Annotated in this window: 4 protein-coding genes; all 4 read right to left on the reverse strand. The window is 57.2% G+C overall.

Annotated features, from left to right (window positions below; translation table 11 throughout):
- Positions 1-227: 227 nt before the first annotated feature.
- The 4 genes from ACS5Q1_RS47035 to repC all read right to left on the reverse strand — a co-directional run bounded on the left by ACS5Q1_RS47035 (position 228) and on the right by repC (position 2,888).
- On the reverse strand, positions 228-506 hold the full coding sequence (locus ACS5Q1_RS47035) for a DUF433 domain-containing protein (protein WP_473104649.1): 279 nt from the start codon (positions 504-506) through the stop codon (positions 228-230).
- Between the two features lie 311 nt (positions 507-817).
- A complete protein-coding gene (locus ACS5Q1_RS47040; protein ID WP_473104650.1) occupies positions 818-1,027 on the reverse strand; it encodes a hypothetical protein in 210 nt (69 codons plus the stop codon).
- 80 nt (positions 1,028-1,107) lie between these two features.
- Positions 1,108-1,509: a WGR domain-containing protein gene (locus ACS5Q1_RS47045; RefSeq protein ID WP_473104651.1), complete on the reverse strand. Its 402-nt coding sequence runs from the start codon at positions 1,507-1,509 to the stop codon at positions 1,108-1,110.
- A gap of 224 nt (positions 1,510-1,733) precedes the next feature.
- Positions 1,734-2,888: a plasmid replication protein RepC gene (repC, locus tag ACS5Q1_RS47050; protein WP_473104652.1), complete on the reverse strand. Its 1,155-nt coding sequence runs from the start codon at positions 2,886-2,888 to the stop codon at positions 1,734-1,736.
- Between the last annotated feature and the right edge of the window lie 805 nt (positions 2,889-3,693).

Here is a 3,693-nt window from a genome sequence, read left to right on the forward strand (position 1 = left end):
GCTCAGGCTTATTATGGCCTGGATCATTGCAGCTCTGATGAGCTCAATCGCGCAACCGGATACTTCTCAGGTTGCCTGAAACCCAGCACCGGCCTTGTGCTTCCGCATTATTCAGGGCCGACTAAGGAGTGAGGAGACCTCCGAAAGTGAGTAGAAACCTCCTGCCATTTCGATCAGCTCAGCTTTCCGAATGTCGCCGGCCGCGATCAGGGCTTGTACATCGGCTGTCATTTCTTCTGCCTCGAAATGTGTCCGGACTTCACTACGGTTCCGTTGATCGCTGGCGGCCAACTACGGGGCTGCGGCGTCAAAGGATTGGCCTCTGCGTATGCGACAGCCAGATCCAAATGGTGCTTCTTGATGGTGGGATAGGCGGCCAGTATGCGATCGCGCGGGATCCCTGCCTTCACAGACGCTGCCAGATCATAGACCGGGACGCGGGTTCCTTTGATGACTGGCATGCCGCCCAGGATTTCGGGATTCGAGATAATCGTGTCATCCGCCATTCCAAAGAAACTCCAATTCGCCTACTGGCTCCCCTCACCCGAGCATTGTAACCAACTTCTAGGCCTCGGCTGGTCAGTTCTCTTGGCGAAGAGCCTCCCGAGCCAATATTAGGCCTACGCGCTTCATAATCGTAAGCATGTTGGCAGCTCCTATGAACGCCGCATTGCAGGCAAGACTGCTGGCCACGGTCGCCTAAACCCCGCCCCCTTTGTGCTCACACATACACTCCATATTCGATCTGGACGAGAAGCTGGAGGACCTGGTCCGTCTTCCCCTGAGCAATCAGATCCAGAGGCCTGGCCTGCAGAACCTAGTTCTGCCGCACCATCCACAGCGCCCCGAGATCGCCGAAGACCTCGTGCGCTTTCCCGAGCACCATCGCAATCTCCGGCGTGGCTCCTTTGAGCGACCTGAGTTGCTCGATCTGGCGCTCAAGATGCGTGATCGCTTGATCGACCAGAGGGTCGACCTTTTCTGCCGTGTAAGGCGAAAACTCTCGATCACTTCCGTTGAGTGGCATCTGGACCTCGCTGCAACATGGTCGGGAGTTCGGCCAGACCATCCTCGTCGGCCATCTGTATCATGCGTATGATGCCTGCATCACAACAGATTGAGGCCAATTCTGTTCAATGTCGTGATCGCAGACAAGCTTGCGTGAAAGACAATTCCCTTTCGGACCAGTCCACCCTTACCATGAGCCGTCGGCCTGGCTTTGGCAGGAGTTGCAGCTGGTCGGGCCGCTCTCGCGGCTGCCCCATCTCTGATCTCATAGCCGCGTCGCCGCTTTCTCTGGAGCCATGTCTCAAGAGCTTCCACAGCCTTCGACTGGATTTCATAAATCTCGATCCGCGTCTGACCAGGTTGGCCGATGCGGCCCCACTCACGGATCAGGGTGGGGTTACCAAACAGGCTGGGTTCGATCGACAACACATAGTAGCGAGCCATGTTGCAGGTGGGATCACACCTGTCGAGGACCAGGTACTGGATCGTGTCTTCAGACATACCTCCATGTTGCGCAAGTATCTCGGCGAGGTCCAATCAAAGTCCTGAATCCATTGCGCTCCAACGATTCACAACAGTGATGCTCCTTGCTGGCTTCGTCTCGGCAGGCATGAAAGTTTCATCATGCCGCAAAGTGGCATTCCCTCCCCTACCAAGTTCCTGCGTGAGCGGTCTTGCCTTCACAGGCAAGCGGGTCACGGCGTCTTGAGGAACGATCAGGTCATTTACGACATCCTTCGTCTGCGCATGGCGAGCAGCTCGACGCCAAGGTCGAGCTTTCCGGCCTTGATCATGCGCACCAGGGCCCGGAAGTAGCCTCCAGGGTTCTTGATCCGGCTTTCCCCGCCATTTTTGGCAACATCGTCCTCGTAGAGCTGCAGCACATAGATCACCGCAGTCGCGGCTCTGATGACCCCGATCTCCTCGACGGCTTCGGCCCAAGCGCTCTCATGAGCGCCCAGGGATGCCCGCAGGTAGCGGCCGGCCGAGACGATATCCGCCAGATCCCGGACGGGCTGGCCGTAGTCCTCGAGGGTAGGGCAAGCCTCAAGGATCAATTCCGGTGATAGCTGCTCTGTCGTTTGTTCGGTATGAAGAACCGCCTCAGCTTTCTTCGGAAAGCTTTTGTTACAAGACTCACTAGGAGATCCGTTGTTGTTATTAGTGTGGCGGCGGATTCCGCCGCCATTGCCCGCTTTTAAGAAAGCTTGCTCGCATGCCATCCTCAGGGCTGTCCACTCATCGAGGACCGCTAGCGGCATGGCCTTTGTGCTGCGCACAGGCGTGCGGGCTTTCAGGCCATTGACCTGATCCTCAAGGTCGGAACGATCGAGATCGGGGTAATGCTCGGCCAAGGCACTCAGGGCTTCTTCGGCGGCACGCCTGGCGATGGTGATCTCGTCAAAGGCGCGCTTGCGGGCTTCCTGGGCCTGCTTCATCTCAATAAGACGCTCAGCCCACTCCCCTCGCCTGGCATAAACGGGGGTCAGGTCGAAGCCGAAGGCGTCGACGAGTTCTCCGGCCAAGTCTTTGACCGCATAGCGCTTTCCGTTTGGGGACTCCTTGGGGATGATGAGCTGCAGATCAATCAAAATGCGAAAAGACGCCCGGATGGCGCGCTCGGACAGGCCGGTCCGGTTGACCAGATAATCGTTGGACGGCCAGACAAGTAGCCTCTCCCACTCCTGCTCACCCCAGCACGCGACGAGTTCAGAGAGGACCGATCGGGGTCCGTTCCGCAATTCCAGGGCCTTGGCAGCCTCACGAGCTGCCGCAGATAGTTCTTTTCGCGTTACCGTGCGCCCGGCTTCGAGCGCAAGTTCTCTCGCGGCCAGAGCGGCATGTCTGAGCCGCCGGCCTCCTGACGATGCAAGCTGCATCGTACCCTCCTTGTTGAGGGCAAAGCGGGAGCGTTCACCGAAACCGATGCTCTTGACAGTCAGCTTGTCGGGATGGCATAAGAATGGTCGCCAAACCTAATTCTTATCGCCGCCCCTTGCGGGTAGCTCCAAAGGCCCTCGAAGTTTCCAGCTTCGTGGGCCTTTTGCTTTGCCTAGTTTACGTCACTGTCTTCGCCTCCTTGCGAATGAAGACCGTCTCAAGGGCATGAGTGACAGCAACTTGCCGAGACGGATACGCACCACTCTCGACGGCTTCATCAAGTGCAGCGCCGACTGGTCCTGATAGCCACAGGTTCATCTGCCGATCGCCTCGCTCCTTACGAGACTGTCGGAGTCGCTGAACCCGTTGGCGCCGTGTGTTATCCGCCATGACATACCCATGACTCTAGAAACGGCTTACAGCGTTGCCCGATTCTCAGTGGGGTGTGGAGTCACGTGGCAAGCAGAAACACTGAATCATCCAAGAAGGCTTTGGAAAACTTCGGACAATTCCGGTTGCTTTTGGAAATGGCCGAGTCAAAGCGAGGCGCGTCGATTCGTTCCCGGGCAATAATCTCGTCCACAAGATAAGAAGAACCCAAATATTCGCCGATTCGTTTACATCCAAGAGGGCAGCAGATCCGGACCGATGACTCTGCTCTGCAGGGAAGCCGCTTTATGTCTAGCCGCTTTTATGCACGAGGCGGTTGGAGAAGGCTGGCGGATGTAGCTTAAGCACTTGAAGCAGCGTAGGATTTAGTTGCTGAGACTAACCCCTGCCACCGATTGCACTGTGCCACACCCG

The sequence above is a fragment of the Microvirga sp. GN3 genome, from assembly GCF_055792825.1.